Annotated in this window: 19 protein-coding genes; 7 read left to right on the forward strand and 12 right to left on the reverse strand. The window is 71.6% G+C overall.

Going from position 1 to position 21,085, the window contains the following annotated elements; genetic code table 11:
• Positions 1 to 124 precede the first annotated feature (124 nt).
• The 4 genes from AB0D34_RS13515 to miaA form a co-directional block, all read right to left on the reverse strand.
• A complete protein-coding gene (locus AB0D34_RS13515) occupies positions 125 to 2,359 on the reverse strand; it encodes a RelA/SpoT family protein (RefSeq protein ID WP_362660976.1) in 2,235 nt (744 codons plus the stop codon).
• A gap of 285 nt (positions 2,360 to 2,644) precedes the next feature.
• Positions 2,645 to 3,514 (reverse strand): diaminopimelate epimerase, encoded by an 870-nt coding sequence (gene dapF, locus AB0D34_RS13520; RefSeq protein WP_362660978.1) that lies wholly within the window; start codon positions 3,512 to 3,514, stop codon positions 2,645 to 2,647.
• A gap of 98 nt (positions 3,515 to 3,612) precedes the next feature.
• A complete protein-coding gene (locus AB0D34_RS13525; RefSeq protein WP_362661022.1) occupies positions 3,613 to 4,116 on the reverse strand; it encodes a hypothetical protein in 504 nt (167 codons plus the stop codon).
• Positions 4,117 to 4,224: 108 nt separating this feature from the next.
• On the reverse strand, positions 4,225 to 5,163 hold the full coding sequence (gene miaA, locus AB0D34_RS13530; protein ID WP_362660980.1) for a tRNA (adenosine(37)-N6)-dimethylallyltransferase MiaA: 939 nt from the start codon (positions 5,161 to 5,163) through the stop codon (positions 4,225 to 4,227).
• Between the two features lie 183 nt (positions 5,164 to 5,346).
• Here miaA and AB0D34_RS13535 point away from each other — a divergent pair, with 183 nt between their 5' ends.
• On the forward strand, positions 5,347 to 5,682 hold the full coding sequence (locus AB0D34_RS13535) for a hypothetical protein (protein WP_362660981.1): 336 nt from the start codon (positions 5,347 to 5,349) through the stop codon (positions 5,680 to 5,682).
• Between the two features lie 25 nt (positions 5,683 to 5,707).
• Positions 5,708 to 5,977 (forward strand): antitoxin, encoded by a 270-nt coding sequence (locus tag AB0D34_RS13540; protein WP_362660982.1) that lies wholly within the window; start codon positions 5,708 to 5,710, stop codon positions 5,975 to 5,977.
• Between the two features lie 91 nt (positions 5,978 to 6,068).
• On the opposite strand, the gene AB0D34_RS13545 is transcribed toward AB0D34_RS13540, so the two are convergent.
• The 5 genes from AB0D34_RS13545 to AB0D34_RS13565 form a co-directional block, all read right to left on the reverse strand.
• Positions 6,069 to 6,776 carry a class III extradiol dioxygenase subunit B-like domain-containing protein gene (locus AB0D34_RS13545; protein ID WP_362660984.1) on the reverse strand — a complete coding sequence of 236 codons (708 nt, stop codon included), beginning with the start codon at positions 6,774 to 6,776 and terminating at the stop codon, positions 6,069 to 6,071.
• A gap of 10 nt (positions 6,777 to 6,786) precedes the next feature.
• The gene (locus AB0D34_RS13550; protein ID WP_362660986.1) at positions 6,787 to 7,083 is read right to left on the reverse strand and encodes a hypothetical protein; all 297 of its coding nucleotides are present in this window, start codon (positions 7,081 to 7,083) and stop codon (positions 6,787 to 6,789) included.
• Between the two features lie 27 nt (positions 7,084 to 7,110).
• Positions 7,111 to 8,637 (reverse strand): tRNA (N6-isopentenyl adenosine(37)-C2)-methylthiotransferase MiaB, encoded by a 1,527-nt coding sequence (gene miaB / locus AB0D34_RS13555; RefSeq protein WP_362660987.1) that lies wholly within the window; start codon positions 8,635 to 8,637, stop codon positions 7,111 to 7,113.
• An 88-nt stretch (positions 8,638 to 8,725) separates the two neighbouring features.
• Entirely contained in the window at positions 8,726 to 9,133 is a 408-nt protein-coding gene (locus AB0D34_RS13560; protein ID WP_362661024.1) for an RHS repeat domain-containing protein, read from the reverse strand.
• A 42-nt stretch (positions 9,134 to 9,175) separates the two neighbouring features.
• The gene (locus tag AB0D34_RS13565) at positions 9,176 to 9,373 is read right to left on the reverse strand and encodes a hypothetical protein (RefSeq protein WP_362660989.1); all 198 of its coding nucleotides are present in this window, start codon (positions 9,371 to 9,373) and stop codon (positions 9,176 to 9,178) included.
• A gap of 943 nt (positions 9,374 to 10,316) precedes the next feature.
• Here AB0D34_RS13565 and argG point away from each other — a divergent pair.
• Positions 10,317 to 11,771: an argininosuccinate synthase gene (gene argG / locus AB0D34_RS13570; protein ID WP_362660991.1), complete on the forward strand. Its 1,455-nt coding sequence runs from the start codon at positions 10,317 to 10,319 to the stop codon at positions 11,769 to 11,771.
• A gap of 842 nt (positions 11,772 to 12,613) precedes the next feature.
• On the opposite strand, the gene rutA is transcribed toward argG, so the two are convergent.
• Positions 12,614 to 13,696, reverse strand: a complete 1,083-nt coding sequence (gene rutA, locus AB0D34_RS13575) for a pyrimidine utilization protein A (protein ID WP_362661025.1) — start codon at positions 13,694 to 13,696, stop codon at positions 12,614 to 12,616.
• 167 nt (positions 13,697 to 13,863) lie between these two features.
• Between rutA and AB0D34_RS13580 the strand changes: the two genes are divergently transcribed.
• Both AB0D34_RS13580 and AB0D34_RS13585 read left to right on the forward strand, forming a co-directional pair.
• Positions 13,864 to 16,752, forward strand: coding sequence for a SpoIIE family protein phosphatase (locus AB0D34_RS13580; RefSeq protein WP_362660993.1), 2,889 nt, complete (start codon positions 13,864 to 13,866; stop codon positions 16,750 to 16,752).
• 99 nt (positions 16,753 to 16,851) lie between these two features.
• On the forward strand, positions 16,852 to 17,274 hold the full coding sequence (locus AB0D34_RS13585; protein WP_362660994.1) for a hypothetical protein: 423 nt from the start codon (positions 16,852 to 16,854) through the stop codon (positions 17,272 to 17,274).
• Here the strand turns inward: AB0D34_RS13585 and AB0D34_RS13590 are convergent.
• Both AB0D34_RS13590 and AB0D34_RS13595 read right to left on the reverse strand, forming a co-directional pair.
• Positions 17,261 to 17,914, reverse strand: a complete 654-nt coding sequence (locus AB0D34_RS13590; protein ID WP_362660996.1) for a response regulator transcription factor — start codon at positions 17,912 to 17,914, stop codon at positions 17,261 to 17,263. The two genes, AB0D34_RS13585 and AB0D34_RS13590, sit on opposite strands and share 14 nt — an antisense overlap.
• Positions 17,914 to 18,861 (reverse strand): HAMP domain-containing sensor histidine kinase, encoded by a 948-nt coding sequence (locus AB0D34_RS13595; protein WP_362660998.1) that lies wholly within the window; start codon positions 18,859 to 18,861, stop codon positions 17,914 to 17,916. The genes AB0D34_RS13590 and AB0D34_RS13595 overlap by 1 nt, the downstream gene beginning before the upstream one ends.
• 166 nt (positions 18,862 to 19,027) lie before the next feature.
• Between AB0D34_RS13595 and AB0D34_RS13600 the strand changes: the two genes are divergently transcribed.
• Together AB0D34_RS13600 and AB0D34_RS13605 are read left to right on the forward strand one after the other, a co-directional pair.
• Positions 19,028 to 19,513 carry a TrkA C-terminal domain-containing protein gene (locus tag AB0D34_RS13600; RefSeq protein ID WP_059207261.1) on the forward strand — a complete coding sequence of 162 codons (486 nt, stop codon included), beginning with the start codon at positions 19,028 to 19,030 and terminating at the stop codon, positions 19,511 to 19,513.
• Between the two features lie 5 nt (positions 19,514 to 19,518).
• Complete coding sequence (locus AB0D34_RS13605) at positions 19,519 to 20,736, forward strand: cation:proton antiporter (protein ID WP_362661000.1); 1,218 nt, start codon at positions 19,519 to 19,521, stop codon at positions 20,734 to 20,736.
• The last annotated feature ends 349 nt before the right edge of the window (positions 20,737 to 21,085 follow it).

Raw genomic sequence — 21,085 nt, forward strand, 5'->3', positions numbered from 1 at the left:
AGCGACCACACGCGCGTGGCGGCCTGGCGACCCGGTCGGGTGGACGTCAAGGCTGTTCCTCGACGCGACCGCAACCGCGATCGTCCGAACCCGGAGCCCCAGCCCCGGACCCCGGAACGCCGTTTCAGGCTCCCGGTGTCTGGGCCCTGCTCACGTCGTACACCCCGGCCACGTTCCGCATGGCCCGCATCAGCGAAGGCAGCAGGGCCGCGTCCGGCAGCTGGACGGTGTAGGTGTGGCGGACGCGCTGCTGGCTCGGGGGTTCGACGGTCGCGGAGACGATCTCGGCGCCCTCGACGGCCATGGCCTCGGTGAGGTCGGCCAGCAGATGCGGGCGGCCGAACGATTCCGCGAACAGCGTGACCCGGCACTCGGCGCTGTCGCCCCAGCGCACGCCGACCTCCCTGCGCCCCACGCCCTTCATGCGCGCCACCGCGGCGCACTCGACGCGGTGCACGGTGACCACTCCCCCGCGCACGGCGAACCCGGTGATCTCGTCGGGCGGTACGGGCGTGCAGCAGCCGGCCAGCCGTACGGTCGCGCCGGGCTCGTCGACGAGGGCGTTGGCGGTGCCGGAGCGGTCGGCTGGGTCGTCGGGAGCCGACGACTCGGCGGCGGTCCGACCCGCGCTGTCGGGTGTGTCGTCCACATCGGCGGCCGGTTCGGCGACGACGGACGGCTGAAGGGGTTTCGCCTCGTCCCGCGCGGTCCGCATGTCCTCGGCAGGCATCCCGAGCGCCCCGGATCGCTCCTGGGTCTCCTGCGCCACCTCGGGCGACGGATGTGTCGCGATCCACCGCTGGATGGCGATACGGGCCGCGGGCGTGTGCGCGTGCTCGAGCCACTCCTTGGAGGGCTCGGCGGCCGGGTCCTGCCCCATGAGGAGCTGGACGGTGTCGCCGTCCTTCAGGACGGTGCTCAGGGTCGCCAGACGGCCGTTGACGCGAGCGCCCAGGCACGCGTGCGCGTCCTCGCCGTACTGCGCGTACGCGGCGTCCACACAGGTCGCGCCCTCGGGCAGGCCCAGGGTGCCGCCGTCGGGCCGGAAGACGGTGATCTCGCGGTCCTGGGCGAGGTCCTCGCGCAGGGTGGACCAGAAGGTGTCGGCGTCGGGCGCGGCCGCCTGCCAGTCAAGGAGCCGGGAGAGCCAGCCGGGCCGGGTGGGGTCCACGCGCTCGCCGTCGACCGCGCTCGGCTCCTCGGGAGGGCTCACATACGGATTGCCCAGCGCGACCACGCCCGCCTCGGCGACCTTGTGCATCTGGTGGGTGCGGATGAGGACTTCGACGACCTGGCCGTCGCCACGGGCCACGGCGGTGTGCAGCGACTGGTACAGGTTGAACTTCGGTACGGCGATGAAGTCCTTGAACTCCGAGACGACAGGCGTCATACAGGTGTGCAGCTCGCCCAGGACGCCGTAGCAGTCCGCGTCCTCGCCGACCAGGACCAGCAGCCGGCCGAAGTCCGCGCCGCGCAGTCGGCCGCGCTTGCGGGCGGTGCGGTGCACGGAGACGAAGTGCCGCGGCCGGATGACGACTTCGGCCTGGATGCCGGCCTCGCGCAGCACTCCCCGTACCTCTTCGGCGATCTCGGCGAGCGGGTCGTCCGCGCGGGAGGCGTTGTCGACGATCAGCTCGCGGGTGTGCTCGTACTCCTCGGGGTGGAGGATCGCGAAGACCAGGTCCTCCAGCTCGGTCTTGAGGGCCTGGACGCCGAGCCGCTCGGCGAGCGGGATGAGGACGTCACGGGTGACCTTGGCGATGCGGGCCTGTTTCTCGGGGCGCATCACGCCGAGGGTGCGCATGTTGTGCAGCCGGTCGGCGAGTTTGATCGACATCACGCGGACGTCGTTGCCGGTGGCGACGAGCATCTTGCGGAAGGTCTCGGGTTCGGCGGCGGCGCCGTAGTCGACCTTCTCCAGTTTGGTGACGCCGTCGACGAGGAAGCGGACCTCAGCGCCGAACTCCTCGCCGACCTGATCGAGCGTCACCTCGGTGTCCTCGACGGTGTCGTGGAGCAGAGAGGCCGTCAAGGTCGTGGTCTCGGCGCCCAGTTCGGCCAGGATCAACGTCACAGCGAGCGGATGTGTGATGTACGGCTCACCGCTCTTGCGCATCTGGCCGCGGTGCGAGGACTCGGCCAGGACCCAGGCGCGGCGCAGGGGTTCGAGGTCGGCGTCGGGGTGGTGGGCGCGGTGGGCCTCGGCGACATGGCCGATGGCGTCGGGCAGCCGGTCGCGCGCGGTGGGGCCGAGCAGCGCGGCGCGGCCCAGGCGGCGCAGGTCGATCCGCGCCCGCCAGCGGGCGGCCGCACCTGTTACCGGACCTGGGGTCGCGGGGTTCGTGGCCTCCGCACTCATGGGCACCTCCGGCTGTGGACCGGCGGACGGGGTGCCCCATGGCGGACACGGCTCAGGGGATGGCATCTGTCCCCCGTCCGGGCCGGTAATTGATGCTACCGAGCCCATCACCTCCGGCAGACCGCCTCTCGGCGAGCGTGAAACGGATCACCCATTCGAGCGAAGGTTTGTAGGTTTACGATTTCGCGCCGTCTGAACTGCGGACATCCGTGGTTTTGCATCGCGCCGCGGGCCGGAGGCTGTGGTTCCACGCCTCCGACGCTCCGAGCGCTGTGATTCATATGGTCAACGAACCGCGTTTTCAAGCCAGTCGGCGTCGATCTCGCCCTCGGCGACGATCACCGCGGGGCCGGTCATCTCGATCTCGCCGTCGGGCCGCTCGGTGATCACGAGGGTGCCGCCGGGCACGTCGACGGTGTACGTCACCGGGGTGCCGGTGGCCGCCGGGTCGGTGCCGTCCCTGCGGGCCGCGGCGACGGCGACGGCGCACGCGCCCGTGCCGCACGAGCGGGTCTCACCGGCACCGCGCTCGTGTACGCGCAGGGCGACGTGGCGGGGGCCGCGGTCGACCACGAACTCGACGTTGACCCCGTCCGGGTAGGTGGCGGCCGGGCTGAAGGGCGGCGGGGAGTACAGGTCGCCGGCGTGCGCGAGGTCGTCCACGAAGGCGACGGCGTGCGGGTTGCCCATGTTCACGTTCCGCGCGGGCCAGCTGCGGTCGCCGACGCTCACCGTGACGTCGCCCTCGGGGAGCAGCGCCCTGCCCATGCCTACGGTGACGTCGCCGGTCTTGTCGATGTGCACGGTCTTCACACCTCCGCGCGTGGCCACCGTGAGGTCGCCCTCGGTGACGTGGCCGGCGTGCTGGAGGTAGCGGGCGAAGACGCGGACGCCGTTGCCGCACATCTCGGCGATCGAGCCGTCGCCGTTGCGGTAGTCCATGAACCACTCGGCCTCTTCGGCCAGGTGCTTGGCCTCGGGGTGTGACGCGGATCGCACGACGTGCAGGAGGCCGTCACCACCGATGCCTGCCCTGCGGTCGCAGAGGGCGGCGACGGTGGCCGACGTGATGTCGAGGGTGTTCTCGGGGTCCGGGACGATCACGAAGTCGTTCTCGGTGCCCTGGCCCTTGAGAAAGGCGATCCGGGTGCTCATGTATCGATCGTACGGCGCGCGCCGGAGGGGGCTGGTCGCACCCACGCTGCGGAGCCTCATGCCGACACAGCCCCGCGCCCCTCACAAGCGGAAAGCCCTCAGCGCAACCTTGCTACGCGCCACACGGCAAGAACCACCACCACTGCCACCAGCAGCACGTACGCCAGTACGACGCGCCAGTCCGCGCGACGCTCGGAGCCCCGCTGCGGCAGTCCCGGCCACGTGTAACCAACCCGGCGCGCGGCCATCATTCCCGAGCCCGCCGCGCAGGAGCAGATCAGCAGGCCCAGCATCGCGATCACCGCTCCGCTGTCGCCGAAGTCGAAGGCGAGCGGGAAGGCGAACATCAGGGAGCCGACCGCGGCGAGGGACACGATGGGAGCGAGCTGCCAGATGCGCAGGCGGCGCTGTGGGCGCAGCTCGACCTCGACCTCTTCCCCGCCCGCGAACATCTCCTCGGGTTCGGGGCCGTCGTCGGTCACACCGCCGTGCACCTCGTCGGGCCCGTCGGAGCTCAGGCGGTCGCCGTCCTGCTCCGGTTCACCGCTCTCGACGGTGAGGGGCTCGGTGCCTTGTGCGGTGTCGCGAGGGCCGGCCTCCATCGCCACGCGCCCTCCCAACTCGGACTCCACTTGGTCGATCGAAGCTCGATGATGGCACGGCACCGGAGGCCGGGATGACGGCCTGAGCGTCCCGATGCCATGACGTGATCAGGCTGTAACCGGTCGTTCGACCAACGCCAGCGCGAGCTGCGGAAGTTCTGTGAGATGTGCCGCAGCCCCACTCAACCAATGCACCCGCGGGTCGCGCCTGAACCATGAATCCTGGCGGCGCGCGAAGCGCTTCGTGGCACGGACGGTCTCGGTCCGCGCCTCCTCCAGCGTGCACTCCCCCGCCAGCGCCGCGAGCACCTGCTGGTACCCGAGTGCGCGCGAGGCCGTGCGCCCCTCGCTGAGCCCGCGCGCCTCCAGCTCCCGGACCTCGCCCACAAGGCCCGCGTCCCACATCCGGTCGACCCGGCGGGCGATGCGCTCGTCGAGCTCGGGCCGGGCGACGTCGACGCCGAGCTGGAGGGTGTCGTAGACGGAGTCGTGGCCGGGGAGGTTGGCGGTGAAGGGCTTGCCGGTGATCTCGATCACTTCCAGGGCCCGGACGATACGGCGGCCGTTGCTGGGCAGGATCGCCTGCCCGGCCTCGGGGTCGGCGGCGGCCAGCCGGGCGTGCAGCGCGCCGGAGCCGCGCAGCACGAGCTCCTCCTCCAGGCGGGCCCTGACCTCGGGGTCGGTGCCGGGGAACTCCAGGTTGTCGACGGCCCCGCGGACGTAGAGCCCGGAGCCGCCGACGAGGATCGGCCAGCGGCCCTCGGCGAGCAGTGCGTCGATGCGGGCGCGGGCCAGCTTCTGGTACTCGGCGACGGATGCCGTGACGGTCACGTCCCAGATGTCCAGGAGGTGGTGCGGGACGCCGTCGCGCTCTTCGGGCGTCAGCTTGGCGGTGCCGATGTCCATCCCTCGGTACAACTGCATGGAGTCGGCGTTGACGACCTCACCGCCCAGGCGCTGGGCGAGGAAGACACCCAGATCGGACTTTCCGGCCGCGGTGGGTCCGACGACGGCGATGACGCGGGGGGTGGGGGGTGCGCTGCTCACCGCCCCAGTCTCGCAAACCTCGGGGCGCCACCTCGAACGAGTTACGTGACGGCCCGCGTCCGGGGTCGTTGCCAGTTGCGTGGTTTCCGCCGCCCTGTTCCTGGAGGCGGCGATCCGGCCGACTCAAACGGGCGCACCGGACGACGCGGGATTTCCCCCGCACGAGTAACGTATGGAGTGGATATGGGCGTTTTCGCACGACTTCTCCGCAGGTCGAAGGCTACGGAGGACGCGTCAACCGCCGAGACACAGGCCGCCACCCCGACGGCCGAGCCCGCGGCGGACGAGGCGGCAGACGCGAAGGGGGCGGCCGGGCCCGAGGGCGAGGCGGAGACCGAGGCCACGAACAAGGACGAGACCGAGGCCGACGTCACGGAGAAGGCCGCAGCCGAGGACGCGGACGGATCGACGGCGACGGTGGCCGTCGAGGAGGCCGCCGCCGAGGGCGTCGAGATCCCCAAGCAGCAGTCCACCGAGGAGGCTGCCGACCGTGAGGCCGACGAGGGCGCCCGCACGTAACTGCCCCCGCGTGGGAAGGTGAACGATGGGTCTCCTGGACAATCTGAAATCCAAGCTCAGCCCAGCCAAGGACAAGGTCTCCGGACTTGCTCAGCAGCACGGGGGCAAGATCCAGCACGGCCTCGACAAGGCCGCGAAGGTCGTGGACGAGAAGACCAAGGGCAAGTACAGCGACAGGATCCAGACGGGCACGGGCAAGGCCAAGGACGCCATGGACCGACTCGCGCACAAGGACGGCTCGGAGGGACCGACTGGCGGCACCACGCCACCGGCCCCACCGCCGCCCGCTTCCTGAACGGCAGCACGGCACACCGACGGACGGCCGCGGGGCAGGACGCCCCCGGCCGTCCGCCGTTTCCGGGTGCGAAACGACTTTCCTACGGTCCTCAGGACCAGGTCGTGACCAAGTACCCCACGCCGTAGGGCGCGTCCTCGTACAGCAGCGAGCCGCCCAGGCCCGCGCCCTCGGCCGCGCCCGCGAGGACCTGCCAGCAGGCCCGGCCGGAGGCCTTCAGTTCGTACGCCAGCTCGGCGTCCAGCGATTGCAGCGCCGCCACGTCCGCCGTGCCCAGCGCACGCGCGACCTCCGCGTCGAAGGGGGCCGCGCGCTCGTCGAGATAACCGGGTGCCTTGAGCGTGCGGCAGGCGCTGGCGTCGCCCATCACCAGCAGCGCCACCCGCTCGGCCCGGGCGGCGATTCCCCTTCCGGTCTCAATACACCGCTCGGGCTCCAGAGGTTCCCCCACTCCGAGTCCCTCGATCGGGGCGTCGGACCAGCCGGTGTGGTCCAGCAGCCAAGCGGCCACGGCGAGCGAGGCCGGGAGTTCGCGCTCGGACTCCGCGTCCCGACCCAGCCGTACGTCGAGATCCACACCGAAACCGTGGAACGACCCCCGGGTGCCCTCCGGCAGCACACCGCGCCCGCTGCGCTCGGCGGGTCCGACGACCACGAGGAGGTCGGGCCGGGCGGCGGCCAGCACCCCTAGTGCGTCCGTGCACGCGGCTCGCGCGACGTCCATCTCCGGCGCGGCACCCGCGGCGACCTCGGGTACGAGGAGTGGCGGGCAGGGGCAGACGGCGGCGGCGACAAGCATGGTCGGGAGCCTACTTCCACGCCCAGGGCCAGGCCTCCGGATGGGTGCTCCACGCCAGCTCGGCGAGCCGGTACATCAGGCGGTGCGTGGTCATCGCGCCTTCGACGCTCACGTAGTAGGCGTCTCCGTCGCCGATCCGGTAGACCTGTCGGCGCTTCTGGCGCAGGGCGACGCCCGGGCGGTGGGTGCAGGCGATCTCGTAAAGGCGGGCCCGGGCCTCGTCCTGGGTGCCCTCGAAATGCGCCACCTCGTCGACGTCGTTCTGATTGCCGATGTTGCGGTCGACGACCACCACCCAGCGCCCCATGCCCCGCCCCTTGAGTCCCGGCGTCGCTCAGTGCGCCGCGCAGCCGCCCGTGGCCGCCGGCAGCGGCTCGGGAACCCCGATCTTCGGGAGGCCCAGCATGACACCCGCGGGCTGGGCGGCCTCGGCCGCGTTCCGCTTCTCCCACGCGTCCCCCGCGCGCGTGCGGCGCACGTCGAGTACGGCGCCCTCGGCGAGGAGGTGGTGAGGGGCAGCGTAGGTGATCTCGACAGTGACCACGTCGCCGGGGCGGACGTCCTGGTCGGGCTTGGTGAAGTGGACCAGGCGGTTGTCGGGGGCGCGGCCGGAGAGGCGGTGGGTGGCGCCGTCCTTGCGGCCCTCGCCCTCGGCGACCATCAGCTCCAGGGTGCGGCCGACCTGCTTCTTGTTCTCGTCCCAGGAGATCTCCTCCTGGAGGGCGACGAGACGCTCGTAGCGCGACTGCACGACCTCCTTGGGGATCTGCCCGTCCATGGTCGCCGCGGGGGTTCCGGGGCGCTTGGAGTACTGGAAGGTGAAGGCGTTCGTGAAGCGGGCCTCGCGGACCACGTGCATGGTCTGCTCGAAGTCCTCCTCGGTCTCGCCCGGGAAGCCCACGATGATGTCGGTCGAGATCGCGGCGTCCGGCATGGCGGCGCGGACCTTCTCGATGATCCCCAGGTAGCGGTCCTGGCGGTACGAGCGGCGCATCGCCTTGAGGACCGTGTCCGAGCCGGACTGCAGGGGCATGTGCAGCTGCGGCATGACGTTCGGGGTCTCCGCCATCGCGGCGATCACGTCGTCCGTGAAGTCGCGGGGGTGGGGCGAGGTGAAGCGGACGCGCTCCAGCCCCTCGATCGAGCCACACGCGCGTAGCAGCTTGCTGAAGGCCTCGCGGTCGCCGATGTCGGAGCCGTACGCGTTGACGTTCTGGCCGAGCAGGGTGATCTCGGAGACACCCTCGCCGACCAGGGCCTCGATCTCGGCGAGGATGTCGCCGGTGCGGCGGTCCTTCTCCTTGCCGCGCAGGGCCGGGACGATGCAGAAGGTGCAGGTGTTGTTGCAGCCGACGGAGATCGACACCCAGGCCGCGTAGGCGCTCTCGCGGCGGGTCGGCAGCGTGGACGGGAACGCCTCGAGGGACTCGGCGATCTCGACCTGCGCCTCCTCCTGCACGCGCGCGCGTTCCAGCAGGACGGGCAGCTTGCCGATGTTGTGCGTGCCGAAGACGACGTCCACCCAGGGCGCCTTCTTCACGATGGTGTCGCGGTCCTTCTGGGCGAGACAGCCACCGACGGCGATCTGCATGCCGGGCCGCGAGGCCTTGCGCGGCGCGAGCCGGCCGAGGTTGCCGTAGAGCCGGTTGTCGGCGTTCTCCCGCACCGCGCAGGTGTTGAAGACGACGACGTCCGCGTCCCCGTCGGAGCCGTCGGGGGCGGGCACGTACCCGGCCTCCTCCAGCAGCCCGGACAATCGCTCGGAATCGTGGACGTTCATCTGGCACCCGTAGGTGCGCACTTCGTACGTTTTCGGAGATGAAACGTCCACTGCCGGGCTCCGGTCGCTGCTGATGGTCATGGGTCAAGGGTAGGCGCTTGCGGGGAGCGCCCGTCCCGGGGTGAGCGGCTCCTCCGTCCTCGGCGTGAACCCACGACGGCTCGGCCGGTCACGGCGATCTCCTGGTCCGGGCCGGGGAACAGGCCAGGTTGCCGTTCTCGTCCCAGTCGTAGGCGACCTTGGCGACCGTGCCGTCGGCGGATGTGGACAGGGTGTCGGTGGTCAGCCGGCCGTCGGTGTCGTAGTACTCCCAGGTGCCGCCGAAGGCGGAGGCGAACAGGTGTCCGATGAGGGAGTACGCGAAGTGACGGTCGGCGGTGGCGGCGCCGGTGCCGGTCTGTGCGGTCAGGTCGTCCAGGGCGTCGTAGTGGCTGGTGACGGTGACGCCGCCGGGGTCGGTCTGCGTCACCAGGCGGCCGCGCTCGTCGTAGGTGTACGCGGTGGTCCGGTCCGCCGCGCCGGTGTAGCCGGTGTAGCAGGTGACGGCCGGGACCTCCTTGGTGGCCCGCAGGCCCAGGGAGTTGTAGCCGCAGTAGGTGGTGTCCCGGTTGCCGTCGGTCTACGCGGTCTGGTGCCCGGCGGCGTCGTAGCCGAAGTCGGTGGTGATCGAGGCGGTGTCGCTGACCGGTTCGGTCTGCCGGGTCAGGTCGCCGAGGGCGTTGTGGTCGTAGCTCGTGGTGTGCCGGCGGGCGTCGGTGACGGTCTTCGTCCGGCCGTCGTTGTCGTAGTCGTACGTCGCTGAGGTCGAGGACAGCATGGCGCCACTGGAGTCCAGTTTCGCTGTGGCCGTACGGCGGCCGGCCGCGTCGTAGCCGGCCGTCTGCGCGGTCTGGCCCGGCAGGAGCGTCCTGATGACGTCGTCGCGCAGGTCGTTGCTGGTATCGGACGTGGTGTGGGTGCGACCCAGGGACTGACCTCGCCCGGCGAGTCGATCCAGGCCTTGGCGAAGCCGGCGCCGAGGTAGGTGAGCGTGTTGGACTGGTCGGCCGGGGCACCGTCCAGGTGCAGGGTCTGGGTGGAGCCGTCGGAACGGAGCACCGCGTCGTGCCAGGCGTTGTCGGTGGCCGTGCCGTGGAGCCGAAGTCGGCGCTGCCCGAACCGCTCACGTTCCACCAGTGGCCGTGCAGCTTGTCGTCCGAGCCTACGTAGCACGGGCGTCCAGGAGACCGCGCCGTGCCGGACCGCGACCGCTCGGCCCGGGTGCCGTCGGGCGCCTTCCAGGCGGCCGGATGCCCCTTGCCCTTTCCGGGCGCCTTGCCTGCGGGATGTCCCTGCCACGTCTTCGCGACACGGACGGCGTGCGCCGAGCCGGTCTTCGAGCGCGGGCCCGGGCCGTCCGAGCCCGACAGCCACTTCCACACGTGGTCCAGCCCGGTGCCCAGCGAGGGCGACGGCCGCGTCGCCCCGTAGGCCGCCGCTCCCTCCTGGGCCCAGAAGGACAACAGCAACGGAACCACGGCCAGCCACACATGCCGGCGCGACAGCGGACGCACCCCACCCACCGAACCTTTACGAACGCACCGCATCACCGACAGGACCAGCCGCTACGCAGGCTGCGGCAAGTTGCAAGCGCCGCGTGAAGGCAGGAGCAAGATGGCATGCGGGGCCGACGGGTGACCTGAACATGGATGACCTGAATCACGTCAGGGGCGGCAATCAGGGGCTTTGCATGACCATGCGTTCTGATGCATAATCTTCCTATGTCCAAGGTCCTCACGTCCCTCCCCGCCGGCGAGCGCGTCGGCATCGCCTTCTCCGGCGGTCTCGACACCTCCGTCGCGGTCGCGTGGATGCGCGACAAGGGCGCCATCCCCTGCACCTACACCGCGAACATCGGCCAGTACGACGAGCCCGACATCGACTCGGTGCCCGGCCGCGCGCAGGCCTACGGTGCCGAGATCGCGCGTCTGGTCGACTGCCGTGCCGCGCTCGTCGAGGAGGGACTGGCCGCGCTCACCTGCGGGGCGTTCCACATCCGCTCGGGCGGGCGGGCGTACTTCAACACCACCCCGCTGGGCCGCGCCGTCACCGGCACGCTCCTGGTGCGGGCGATGCTGGAGGACAACGTCCAGATCTGGGGCGACGGCTCCACCTTCAAGGGCAACGACATCGAGCGGTTCTACCGCTACGGCCTGCTCGCCAACCCGAACCTGCGGATCTACAAGCCGTGGCTGGACGCGGACTTCGTGACCGAGCTCGGCGGCCGCAAGGAGATGTCGGAGTGGCTGGTCGCCCACCAGCTGCCGTACCGGGACTCCACGGAGAAGGCGTACTCCACCGACGCCAACATCTGGGGCGCCACGCACGAGGCCAAGACCCTGGAGCACCTCAACACCGGTATCGAGACCGTCGAGCCGATCATGGGCGTCAAGTTCTGGGACCCGTCGGTCGAGATCGCCCCCGAGGACGTGACGGTCGGCTTCGACCAGGGCCGCCCGGTGACCATCAACGGCAAGGAGTTCGGCTCCGCCGTCGACCTGGTCATGGAGGCCAACGCGATCGGCGGCCGGCACGGCCTCGGCATGTCCGACCAGATCGAGAACCGGATCATCGAGGCGAAGAGCCGCGGCATCTACGAGGCGCCCGGCATGGCCCTGCTCCACGCGGCCTACGAGCGTCTCGTCAACGCCATCCACAACGAGGACACGGTCGCCCAGTACCACAACGAGGGCCGGCGCCTGGGCCGTCTGATGTACGAGGGCCGCTGGCTGGACCCGCAGGCCCTGATGATCCGCGAGTCGCTCCAGCGCTGGGTCGGCGCGGCGGTCACGGGTGAGGTCACCCTGCGGCTGCGGCGGGGCGAGGACTACTCGATCCTCGACACCACGGGTCCGGCGTTCTCGTACCACCCGGACAAGCTGTCGATGGAGCGCACCGAGGACTCGGCCTTCGGGCCGGTCGACCGGATCGGCCAGCTCACCATGCGCAACCTCGACATCGCCGACTCCCGCGCCAAGCTGGAGCAGTACGCGGGCCTCGGCCTGATCGGCACCGGCAGCCCCACGATCGGCGCCTCCCAGGCCGCCGCTACCGGGCTGATCGGCACCATGCCGGAGCTCCCCGAGGGCGGCGCCGAGGCGATCGCGTCCCGCGGCGAGGTCTCGGAGGACGAGGCCCTGCTGGACCGGGCGGCGATGGAGTTCGGTACGGACTGACGCCCCTGCGGGTGGTCCATGACCGAGAGGCCGCTCCGGTGCCGCCGCCAGGCACGGGAACGGCCTCTCGGCCGTGGAGACGAGCCACCTGGGCGTCGGACCGGCGCCTCGACCGACCGAGGGGCTTGATGCGCGCCCGCCCGCCGGCGGGGCACGGCCACCTGCGGCTCCGCCGCATGCACAGGCGCGGCCGTGTGCGCGAGCGGGGCACCGGTGAGCCCCGGCCGTACGGCACACGCGCGTGCCCGAACGGGACGCCGAGACTCGGCCGTACGGCGAGGCACGTGTACGAGCCCGCCGCCGGTCCGCCCCGCCTGGGGGGACAGCCATGTACATGAGCGGGCACCGAAACCCCGGCCGTACAGAAAGGCCTGCACACGAGCCCGCCGCCCCCCTGCCTCGCCGCACAGGCATGCGCATGAGCGGAGCGCCGAGACCCGGCCGTACGGAAAGGCACGTGTACGAGCCCGCCCCTGCCTGGTCACAGGCATGCGCACGAGCAGGCGCCGATACCCCGGCCGTACGGAAAGGCGCGTACCCAAGCCCGCCGCCGGCCCGCCCCTGCCTCGCCGCACAGGCACGTGTACGAGCCCGCCGCCGGTGAGCCCGGTCGTACAGCACAGGCGCCTACACCGTCGCCGTCGCCACGGCACTCAGGCACGGCACCAGCCCCGCCCCCTCACCGGCCCACAGGCACGGCCAGCCCTGCCCGCCCCCCGCACCGGCCCTCAGCCGAAGACGCTCCTCACCTCAGCAAGCCGCAGCCGCAGCCCCAGCCACACCCACTCCACCGAACCAGCACCCACACCCGACCCCACCGAACCGCCCCCGACCCCACCCCCTCAGCCCACCCCCACCCGCCCCTCCCGCGACCGCATCAACGGCTGGATCCGTGTCCCGAAGTTCTCCACGCCCTCGATGAAGTCGTCGAACACCAGCATGATCCCCTTGGTGCCCGGCACCTCCGCGATCTCGTCGAGCATCCCCGCGACGCTCTCGTACGACCCCACCAGCGTCCCCATGTTGAAGTTCACGGCGCCCTCGGGGAGCACGATGGTGCGGGCCGTGGAGGAGTCGTCGGCGGTGGTGTCCGTGGCCGACTCCCCCGCCATGTAGGCCAGCGCCGCGCGGTCCGCGTTGTCGTGGTAGTCCTGCCACTTCGCGCGGGCGGCCTCGTCGGTCTCGTCGGCGATGACCATGAACAGCGACAGCGCCCCGACGTCCCGCCCGGTCTCCCGCGCCGCGTCCGCCAGCGTGGCCGCGCTGTCCGAGAAGGCGAGCGGGGTGTTGACGCCGCTGCCCAGGATGAAGCTGTAGTCGGCGTGTTCCGCGGCGAACCGCATGCCGGTGCCGCTCTGCCCCGCGGCAACGATGTCGATGTGCCCGTCCGCCGGGCGCGGTGAGAGCACGCAGTCGTCCATCTCGTAGAACTCGCCCTTGAAGTTGCTGACGCCCTCGCTCCACAGCTCCTTCATCACGGTCACGTACTCCTCGGCCCGGGCGTACCGGTTGCCGAAGTGCTCGTCGCCCGGCCACACGCCCATCTGCGTGTACTCGCCGGGCGCCCAGCCGGTGACGATGTTGATGCCGAAGCGGCCGGGGGCGATGGAGTCGACGGTGACCGCCATGCGCGCGACGATCGCCGGCGGCAGGGCGAGGATCGGTGTCGAGGCGTAGAGCTTGATCCGCTCGGTCACCGCGGCCAGGCCCGCCATCAGCGTGAACGACTCCAGGCAGTGGTCCCAGAACTCGGTCTCACCGCCGAAACCCTTGAGTTTGATCATCGACAGGGCGAAGTCGAACCCGTGTTCCTCGGCCTTCTGGACGACCGCCTTGTTGAGCTCGAACGTCGGCATGTACTGCGGGGAACTCTTCGAGATGAGCCAGCCGTTGTTGCCGATGGGGATGAAGACACCGATGTCCATGCCGCTCCTCATGATCGGAGACTGTCCGTCCGACGGCACGGTACACGTCCGAGATGTCAGCAACTTGCCGTGCTCCACAGGCAGTTGAAGTGCGGAAGTGACGGGGCGGGCCGGTCGGAAACTGTGAAGCAGGTTTCGAACACAAACGGGAACGATAGGTTCCCTCCATGAACGCGCGGCTCACTCTTCTCGGCACGGTGGCCCCTGGTGCGACGGAGAGCGAGGTCTTCCGGCTGGCGCTCGGGCATGCGGTGGGGGAGTTGAGCGCGCTCGGCGGGACCATGCATCTGCGCGGCCCGATGTCCGCCCTGCGGCTGGTGTCGTCCGTCGGCCTGCCGCCCGCCCTCACCCGCTCCTGGGAGATCGTCGACCAGGAGGGCCCGCTGGCCCCGGCCCGCGCGCTCCAGCAGGGCAAGGGCGTCTGGGTGCCGCTGTCCCAGGACACCTCGGAGGAGGTCGCCTGGCCCGGCACCGGCCTCGCCGCCCTCCCGGTGTTCAGCGGCCGCCGCAGCATCGGCGCGCTGACCGTCCTCGCCGGTGAGCGAGGCGAGCCCACCCCGGAGCACTGGGACTTCCTGCGGGACGTCGTCGCCTGGACCGAGGACCGGATTGCCCAGGCACCGCCGCCGTCGGGCCCCACCCAGGCGGAGCTGAGCGGGGAGCGGCTGCGGCAGGCCCTGAAGGAGGTCCAGGTCGGTTCGTGGGACTGGGACATCCGCAGCGGCGACCTGATCTGGGACGAGGCGGCGCTGGAGCTGTACGGCACCCGGCGCGCGGACTTCACCGGTCGCATCGACAACTGGATGCGGATCGTCCACCCCGACGACCTGGCCCCCACCCTCGCGGCGGCCCAGCAGGCGATCCTCGACCACTCGGTCTACGAGGCCGAGTACCGCGTACGGCGCCTGGACGGCACCTGGGGCTGGACGCAGGCGCGCGGCCGGGCGACCTACGACGAGCAGGGCGAGCCGCTGCGGATGATCGGCGTCGGCTGGGAGAGCAACGAGTCGCGCACCGCCCGGGACGCGCTCAGCCGTGCCCTCAGGAACATGAGCGACGGCTTCCTCGCCGTGAACGACGAGTGGCGGATCACCTTCGCCAACCTGGAGGCGGAACGCTTCCTCGGCTTCTCCGAGGAGGAGTTGTTCGGTCGGCTGCTGTGGGACCTGCCCGCCGCGCGCGAGGTGCCGGACCTCAAGCGCCGCTGTCTTGAGGCGGCGGCCGAGGAGAAGCCCGCCGGTTTCGACGTACGCGTCGACAGCTGCCCCGCCCGGCTCCATGTGCGGCTGGTGCCGGGCCCCGACGGGCGCACCCTGTACTTCCAGGACGTCACCGAGAAGCGCAGGCTGGCCGAGGAGCGGCAGGCCGCCGAGCGGGCCGCGGCCGAACGCGCGGTGCGGATCGCCGAGTTGACCACGGAGCTCGCCAAGGCGACGACCTCGCGGGACGTGGTGGACGCGGTCGCCCGGCGGGTGCTGCCGCCGTTCGCCGCCTCGGGGCTGATGGTCCAGGCCGTCGAGGGCGACCGGCTCCACCATGTCGGCGCGGTGGGCTACCCCGACGAGTTCGTCGCCCTGCTCGACAGCCGCCCGCGCTCGGCCGCCGGCCACCCCGCCTGGGACACCATCACCTCCGACGTCCCGCTGTTCCTGTCCTCGGCCGAGGAGTACGCGCGGCTCTACCCCGAGATGGCCGACTTCCCGGCCCGCGGCGGCAAGCGGTCCTGGGCGTTCCTGCCGCTGACGGCGTCCGGTCACACCTTCGGCGTGTGCGTCGTCTCCTTCGACCGGCCGCGGGTCCTCGACGACGAGGAACGCGCCCTGCTCACCACGATCACCGCGCTCGTCGCCCAGTCCCTGGAGCGGGCCCGGCTCTACGACGCCGAACACACCCGGTCCCGGGAACTCCAGCGCAGTCTGCTCCCCCAGGCGCTGCCCGACCTGCCCGCGTGCACGGCGGCCGCCCGCTATCTGCCGGCCGGGCCAGGCGCGGACGTGGGCGGCGACTGGTACGACCTCATCCCGCTGTCCGGCGGCCAGGTCGCCCTCGTCGTCGGTGACGTGATGGGCCACGGTCTGCCGGAGGCGGCCACGATGGGCCGGCTGCGCACCGCCGTGCACACCCTGGCCGACCTGGAGCTGCCGCCCGGCGAGATCCTGGGCCACCTCAACGACATCGTCGGCGGCATGGGCGAGGCGTCGTACGCCACCTGCCTGTACGCGCTCTACGACCCGACGACCCAGGTCTGCTCCATCGCCCGGGCCGGCCATCCACCGCCCGCCCTGGTCCGTCCCGACGGCACCGTGCACTTCCCGGAGCCGGACGCCGATCCACCGCTGGGCGCCGCCGAGCCGCCGTTCGAGACGGTCGAACTGGAGGTGCCCGAGGGCAGTCTGCTCGTGCTCTACACCGACGGCCTCGTGGAGTCGGCGAAGCGGGAGATGGACGAGGGGATGGCGGATCTGGCGCGACTGCTCGGCGCGGCCCACGCCGACGGGACCGCCGTAGACCTTGAACGCCTGTGCGACACGTTGACGGCCGATCTGCTGCCGACGGACCAGCAGGCCGCCGACGACGCGGCGTTCCTGGTCGCCCGGCTGCACGCGCTGCCCGCGGACCGGATGGCCTCCTGGCCGCTGCCCGAGGACCCGAAGGCCGCGAGCCTGGCCCGCCGCCATGTCCGTGAGCAGCTGGCGGCCTGGGACCTGGAGGAGTTGATCCCCACCGCTGAACTCCTGGTCAGCGAACTGGTGGGCAACGTCGTCCGGCACGCCCGGGGCCCGGTCCGCCTCCGTCTCCTGCACACCGCCGAGCTGATCTGCGAGGTCTACGACGGCAGCCAGACCATGCCCCGGATCCGCCGCGCCACGGAGACCGACGAGGGCGGCCGGGGCCTCCAGCTCATCTCGGCTCTGTCGACCCGCTGGGGCGCCCGTTTCACGCCCACGGGCAAGTGCATCTGGACGGAACAGTCCCTGCGGGGATCGGAGCAGCCGTCGGACGTGCTGTTCCTGGACGCCGCTGACTTCGACGAGGACTGGGACACCCTTCTGTGACGAGGCGCGCCCGTTCGGCCCAGCACCACGGGCCGAACGCCGGGCGCGTTCCTAGGGTCGCGGTGACGGCTGTTCAGGCCCCACCGAAAGGCACGACCCATGGCAATACGCACCGCACTCACCGGCGCGGCGGTGGTCATCCTGGCCACCGGACCGCTGACCGGCGTCGCCCACGCCGGAGACGACTTGGACTGCGCCGACTTCGTCTACCAGGAAGACGCGCAGGCGAGGTTCGACCTCGACCGCTCCGACCCCAACCGGCTCGACGAGGACCAGGGCGTGGACGACGGCCTCGCCTGCGAGGTGCTGCCCCGCAGGGACACCTCCGTCGCGAGCGTGGCGACGGTCGCTCCGACGCTCGGCGTCCAGGGCGGCAGCGGGGGCAGCGTGGGCCCGGCCGCCTTCGAACGGGCGGTGGGAGTGGCGCTGGCACTCGGCGGGCTCGGCCTGGCGGGTGCGTATGTCGTGAGGCGGCGACGCGGCACGCACCCCCACTCGCACTCACGCCTCAGGGGTCGATGAGCCCGGCCCTGATCGCGTAGCGGGTCAGCTCCAGCCGGTCCCGCATACCCAGCTTGGCCAGCAGGTTCGCCCGATGCCGCTCGACCGTCTTCGCGCTGATGAACAGCAGCTCCCCGATCTCCTTCGTGGTGTGCCCCTCGGCGACGAGCTTGAGGATCTCCTCCTCGCGCTCGGTGACGGCCCGAGCGGGCAGGTCCTCGCCACGGTGCAGCCGGTCGAGGTAGGAGCGCACCAGGGCCCGCTCGGCGCCGGGATAGACGAAGGACTCGTCGCGAACGGCGGCCCGGCACGCCTCGACGAGATCGCGGTCGGCGACGGACTTGAGCACGTACCCGCTGGCCCCGGCCTTGAGCGCCTCGAAGAAGTACTGCTCGTTGTCGTACATCGTCAGGATCAGTATCCGCAGGTCAGGCAGCCGCCGGGACAGCTCACGCGCGGCCTGCAACCCCGTCATCCGGGGCATCGCGATGTCCAGCACGGCCAGATCGACCTCACGCGCGCGTGCCATCTCCACGGCCTCCGCGCCATCCCCGGCCTCGGCCACCACCGTGAGATCCGGCTCCCCCTCCAGGATCAGCCGCACTCCCCGCCGTACGAGCGTGTGGTCGTCGGCGAGCAGCACCCGGGTCGGCCCCGCCATCACCGCACCCCCGCCACGACCGGTATCCGCAACCGCACATCGGTCCCCCGCCCGGGCCCGGCCTCCACCGAGAACGCGGCCCCCACCAGCAGCGCCCGCTCCCGCATGCCCTGTATCCCGGCCCCCTCGGCCGCCCCGCGCAGACCGCTCCCGTTGTCCCGCACGAGCAGCTCGACACCCCCCGCGACCGGTTGGAGCCGCACTTCGGCACGGTCGGCGGCGGAGTGCCGCGCGGTGTTCGTGAGCCCCTCCTGGGCCACCCGGTAGACGACCAGCTCCGACTCCTCGGTCAACCGGGGCAGTTCGCCGCCCACGTGATGACGCACGGTCAGCCCGTGCGTGGTGAACTCCGCCGCGAGGGACCGCAGGGCACTGGGCAGTCCGAGCTCCTCCAGCACCCCGGGCCGCAGCCGGCGCGCGATCCGGCGGATCTCGTCGAGCCCCGCCCGGGTGGCCTCCTGCGCCTGCCCGACCTCCTCCCGCAACTCCTCGGGCGCCCGGTCGGCGACCCTCTTGAGCTGCAGCAGCACGGCCGTCAGCGTCTGCCCGACCTCGTCGTGCAGCTCACGCGCGATGCGGTGCCGCTCCCGCTCCTGGGCGGAGAGCGCGTGGGCCGCGCCGGTCGCGCGCTCGGCCTCCAGCCGGTCCAGCATCGTGTTGTACGTCGTGATCAGCGCGGCCGTCTCGGAAGGACCGGAGACGGGCGCACGCACCCCGGGGCGCAGCAGGTCCGCGGCGGCCATGGCCCGCCCCAGCCGCTGCAACGGAACGAGCCCGACCCGCAGTACGACGGCGTTGGCGGCCAGCAACAGAACCAGCCCCCCGAGGACGACCACGACCTCCCCCCGCCGGACGGGCGTGGACACGGTGACGGGCCCGAGCAGCAGCGCGGCGGCGACGACGAGGCCCGCGGCGTTGAGCGAGAAGATCCGCCAGAACAACGACACGGCCCGACCTCCGCTCCCCTCTTCTGCCCCGCACGACGTCTCCGCAGCCAGCGTCGCCGGGTCCGGCCGCTCGCGTATATCCGTCACGTCACCCATATCGCCACCGTACGGGGTACTGGCACCATGCAAACCGCATCCGTGATCACGCGAAACACAAGGGAGAAACGTGTCTGCTCCACGCCTGAGGGCGACGCCGCTGCCGGGGATCGGGGTCCAGTACGACCTCATGACCCGGGAGGACCGCCATCTCTCCGTGGTGGCGCACCGCGACGGCGCCCGCACGGTGAGCGTGTACCGGGCCGACGACCCCGACTCCTGCGCCCAGTCGCTGCGCCTGACGGGCTCGGAGGCGGGCGCCCTGATCGACGCCCTGAAGCCCTCCCACCACAGCGCGAGCCTCCTTTACACCTCCGACCTGGGCCTGGTGGCCGAACGCATCGAGGTGGCGGCCGGCTCCCGCTGGAACGGCCGGGTCCTGGGCGACACGAAGATGCGCACCGACACGGGAGCCTCCGTCGTGGCGGCCCTGCGCCGCGCCGAGGCGATCCCGTCCCCCGCGCCGGACTTCCGCCTGGCGGGCGGCGACATCCTCATCGTCGTGGGCACCCGCGAGGGCGTGGACGCGGCAGCAGCGATCCTCGGTCGGGAGTAGGAAGCATGCACTCCGCGGTCCTCCTGATCGAGTTCGGCTCGATCATCCTCGGCCTGGGCCTCCTGGGCCGCTTCGCCGCCCGTTTCCGCCTCTCCCCGATCCCCCTCTACCTCCTGGCCGGCCTGGCCTTCGGTGAGGGCGGCCTGCTCCCTCTGGGCGCGAGCGAGGAGTTCGTATCCATAGGCGCCGAAATAGGCGTAATCCTCCTCCTGCTGATGCTCGGCCTGGAGTACACGGCCGGCGACCTGGTCACCAACCTCAAGGCCCACTACCCCGCAGGCCTGGTCGACGGCGCCCTCAACGCCCTCCCCGGCGCCGCGGCCGCCCTCCTCCTGGGCTGGGGCCCGGTGGCGGCGGTCGTCCTGGCGGGCGTCACCTGGATCTCCTCCTCGGGCGTCATAGCGAAGGTCCTGGGCGACCTGGGCAGAGTCGGCAACAGGGAGACCCCGGTCATCCTGAGCGTCCTGGTCCTGGAGGACCTGGCGATGGCGGTGTACCTGCCCATAGTCACCGCCCTCGTGGCCGGAGCAGGCCTCCTGGCCGGCAGCGTGACCCTCGCCATCGCCCTCGGCGCAGCAGGCCTGGTCCTGTTCATCGCGGTCCGCTACGGCCGCCTCATCTCCCGCTTCGTCTCCAGCGACGACCCGGAGAAGCTACTCCTCGTGGTCCTTGGCCTGACGATCCTCGTAGCGGGCGTGGCCCAACAACTCCAAGTCTCAGCAGCGGTGGGCGCGTTCCTCGTAGGCATAGCCCTCTCGGGAGAGGTGGCCGAGGGCGCCCACACCCTCCTGAGCCCCCTCCGCGACCTGTTCGCCGCGGTCTTCTTCGTCTTCTTCGGCCTCCACACGGACCCGGCGAGCATCCCCCCGGTCCTGCTCCCCGCCCTGGCCCTCGCCCTGATCACCGCGGCCACGAAGATCGCCACCGGCTACTGGGCGGCCCGCCGAGCCGGGATCTCCCCCAGGGGCCGCTGGCGCGCGGGCGGCGCGCTGGTGGCCCGCGGCGAGTTCTCGATCGTCATAGCGGGCCTGGCGGTCTCGGCCGGCATCGAACCCTCCCTCGGCCCCCTGGCCACGGCCTACGTCCTCATCCTGGTCATCCTGGGCCCCTTGACGGCCCGCTACACGGAACCACTGGCAACAAGGTTCACTGCCCGACGCGGCAGCGCCCCCGGGGCACCGGAGAGTACGTCAAAGGTGCCGGTGGGGCGGGACGGCGCGTGAGGGCAGCTGCGCTGGGCTCGGGCGGGGCGCCTATGAGGGTGCCGGGTCTGGTTGTTGGGCGGGGGCGGGTCAGTGGGGGCTGGTCGCGCAGTTCCCCGCGGGCAGCTGCGCTGGGCTTGGGCCGGGCGCCCAGGGAAATGCCTCGCGAGGTCGTGTGGCGAGTGCGGGTCGGTGGGGGCTGGTCGCGCAGTTCCCCGCGGACAGCTGCGCTGGGCTTGGGCCGGGCGCCCAGGGAAGTGCCTCGCGATGTCGTATGGCGGCCGCGGCCCGGTGGGGGGCTGGTCGCGCAGTTCCCCGCGCCCCTAAGGGGTTGCAGCCGGCCTGCACCACAACGGACCGCCAACCACCT

It is taken from the genome of Streptomyces sp. NPDC048420 (assembly GCF_040651535.1).
In the GTDB taxonomy this organism is placed as follows: Bacteria; Actinomycetota; Actinomycetes; order Streptomycetales; family Streptomycetaceae; genus Streptomyces.

Excerpts from the sequence above, each read along its gene's own strand:
- AB0D34_RS13515 (WP_362660976.1), bottom strand. The coding sequence starts at position 2,359 with ATGAGTGCGGAGGCCACGAACCCCGCGACCCCAGGTCCGGTAACAGGT.
- dapF (WP_362660978.1), bottom strand. The coding sequence starts at position 3,514 with ATGAGCACCCGGATCGCCTTTCTCAAGGGCCAGGGCACCGAGAACGAC.
- AB0D34_RS13525 (WP_362661022.1), bottom strand. The coding sequence starts at position 4,116 with ATGGAGGCCGGCCCTCGCGACACCGCACAAGGCACCGAGCCCCTCACC.
- AB0D34_RS13535 (WP_362660981.1), top strand. The coding sequence starts at position 5,347 with ATGGGCGTTTTCGCACGACTTCTCCGCAGGTCGAAGGCTACGGAGGAC.
- AB0D34_RS13540 (WP_362660982.1), top strand. The coding sequence starts at position 5,708 with ATGGGTCTCCTGGACAATCTGAAATCCAAGCTCAGCCCAGCCAAGGAC.
- AB0D34_RS13545 (WP_362660984.1), bottom strand. The coding sequence starts at position 6,776 with ATGCTTGTCGCCGCCGCCGTCTGCCCCTGCCCGCCACTCCTCGTACCC.
- AB0D34_RS13550 (WP_362660986.1), bottom strand. The coding sequence starts at position 7,083 with ATGGGGCGCTGGGTGGTGGTCGTCGACCGCAACATCGGCAATCAGAAC.
- miaB (WP_362660987.1), bottom strand. The coding sequence starts at position 8,637 with ATGACCATCAGCAGCGACCGGAGCCCGGCAGTGGACGTTTCATCTCCG.
- AB0D34_RS13565 (WP_362660989.1), bottom strand. The coding sequence starts at position 9,373 with ATGCTGTCCTCGACCTCAGCGACGTACGACTACGACAACGACGGCCGG.
- argG (WP_362660991.1), top strand. The coding sequence starts at position 10,317 with ATGTCCAAGGTCCTCACGTCCCTCCCCGCCGGCGAGCGCGTCGGCATC.
- rutA (WP_362661025.1), bottom strand. The coding sequence starts at position 13,696 with ATGGACATCGGTGTCTTCATCCCCATCGGCAACAACGGCTGGCTCATC.
- AB0D34_RS13580 (WP_362660993.1), top strand. The coding sequence starts at position 13,864 with ATGAACGCGCGGCTCACTCTTCTCGGCACGGTGGCCCCTGGTGCGACG.
- AB0D34_RS13585 (WP_362660994.1), top strand. The coding sequence starts at position 16,852 with ATGGCAATACGCACCGCACTCACCGGCGCGGCGGTGGTCATCCTGGCC.
- AB0D34_RS13590 (WP_362660996.1), bottom strand. The coding sequence starts at position 17,914 with ATGGCGGGGCCGACCCGGGTGCTGCTCGCCGACGACCACACGCTCGTA.
- AB0D34_RS13605 (WP_362661000.1), top strand. The coding sequence starts at position 19,519 with ATGCACTCCGCGGTCCTCCTGATCGAGTTCGGCTCGATCATCCTCGGC.